General features: G+C 60.4%; 1 pseudogene. It reads left to right on the top strand.

Annotated features, from left to right (window positions below):
• Positions 1 to 105: 105 nt before the first annotated feature.
• Positions 106 to 326, top strand: a pseudogene (locus tag EN786_RS36735) (aminopeptidase P family N-terminal domain-containing protein); the annotation flags it as partial.

Below are 326 nucleotides of genomic sequence, written 5' to 3'. Positions count from 1 at the left end.
CAGTTCTGGCTGGACCAGAGCAGCAAAGGTGATGCAGATTTGGCCAACAACCATAAATCGTGACGTTCGGACGCTCCTGCGGCCGAGGAAAATAGGGAGAGGCAGATGAACATCGCTCCGGGCAAGACCGAGGTCAGCAGCGTTCCGTTCGACCAGGCGCGGGTGGACCGGCTGATGGAAGAGGCCGGCATCGACGTGCTCTTCGCCACCTCCAAGCACAACACGCAGTACCTGCTCGGCGTCTACAAGTTCATCTTCTTCGCCGCCATGGACGCCATCGGCCACAGCCGCTACCTGCCGATCGTGCTTTATGAGAAGGGCGGGCC

It is taken from the genome of Mesorhizobium sp. M4B.F.Ca.ET.143.01.1.1 (genome assembly GCF_004792275.1).
GTDB lineage: Bacteria > Pseudomonadota > Alphaproteobacteria > Rhizobiales > Rhizobiaceae > Mesorhizobium > Mesorhizobium abyssinicae.
This window is presented reverse-complemented; position numbering and strand designations above follow the sequence as displayed.